Here is a 1,443-nt window from a genome sequence, read left to right as displayed (position 1 = left end):
TCAAGCCGGTACTGCCGCCGGAAATGCTGACTGCCGAAACCAAGTATCTGGTCAACCCGACCGGTCGCTTCGTCATTGGCGGCCCGATGGGCGACTGCGGCCTGACCGGTCGCAAGATCATCGTTGATACCTATGGCGGTGCAGCACCGCACGGTGGTGGTGCCTTCTCCGGCAAGGACCCGTCCAAGGTAGACCGCTCGGCAGCCTATGCCGGCCGCTACGTGGCCAAAAACATCGTGGCCGCTGGCCTTGCCCGTCAGTGCCAGATCCAGGTTTCCTACGCCATCGGCGTGGCCGAGCCGACCTCGATTGCGGTGGATACCTTCGGCACCAACAAGATCCCGAACGAAAAGATCGTGGAACTGGTGAAGAAGCACTTCGACCTGCGCCCGAAAGGCATCATCCAGATGCTGGACCTGCTGCGCCCGATCTACGGCAAGACCGCGGCTTACGGCCACTTCGGCCGTGAAGAGCCGGAACTTACCTGGGAACTCACCGACAAGGCAGAAGCACTACGCAGAGATAGTGGGTTGTAAATCTTGAAATTTAAAATACCAACCGTTTCAGAACGTTTTGAGCATGTCATCAAGAATGCAATTGCAACGGGAATCACCAAAAGCGTCGGTATAGTCACTAACTTAGCCATGGTGCCACTGACGGTTGGCTATTTGGGCAGCGAGCAATATGGACTATGGATGGCAATCAGCTCCTTGATTGCCATCCTCCAGTTGATGGATATGGGAATTGGCAATGCTCTGATTAGCATGGTTGCACATAGCAAAAATGGGAAAACCGATCTCAGCATCAAGACACTTTTAGTCTCCGCGCTATGCGCTTTAACTACAATTGGAGTAGCCATCTTCATTATTGCAATGATCGCCACTCCATATATTAACTGGCAATGGCTTTTTAATTACAAAGATGCCTCACTAAATCAGCTTGCAACAGAAAGCATCCTGGCATTCATAGGGTATTTTTCCATCAATACTGCCCTGAGCGTAGTACAACCAATTCGACTAGGCATGCAGCAGGGGCACGCCAATGGGCTTTATAACACAACAGGGCAAGTTTTAAACATTATCACAGTCTATTTTGCGATAAAAAATAAGTCAGAATTACCAACTCTCATTATAGCATCAGTAGCAGGTACTATTCTTTGCAACATAGCCAACCTACTCACGCTAAAAGCAATACTACCAACAGAGGCGCTAGCCTTAAAAAAAATAAAACTAGCAGGCATACTGATATTTAAAAAAGGAAGTGGTTTTTTCATACTCCAATTGCTTAGTGTAGTGTCCTACAACCTGGACAATATTATTGTTGCGCATTATGCAGGACTTAACAAAGTCCCGGAATATAGCATAGCGATGAAGATTTTCAGCATGCCAGGAATGATACCTGTCTCTTATACACATCTCCGAGCCCACGAGACGAACGCAATAA

The 1,443-nt window shown here is 48.6% G+C and carries 2 protein-coding genes; both read left to right on the top strand.

Annotated elements, in window-relative coordinates; genetic code table 11:
* Nucleotides 1-536, top strand: a 536-nt coding sequence (locus tag JHD62_RS21315) for a methionine adenosyltransferase domain-containing protein (RefSeq protein WP_199104562.1), incomplete at its 5' end; no start/stop codon positions are given.
* Nucleotides 537-539: 3 nt separating this feature from the next.
* The coding region (locus JHD62_RS21310) for an oligosaccharide flippase family protein (RefSeq protein ID WP_199104561.1) at nt 540-1,443 on the top strand (904 nt) is incomplete at its 3' end.

The organism is Aquitalea sp. ASV11 (assembly GCF_016429185.1).
Taxonomy (GTDB): Bacteria; Pseudomonadota; Gammaproteobacteria; order Burkholderiales; family Chromobacteriaceae; genus Aquitalea; species Aquitalea pelogenes.
Note: the sequence above shows the minus strand (reverse complement) of the source record. Positions and strands in the feature narration are given on the sequence as shown.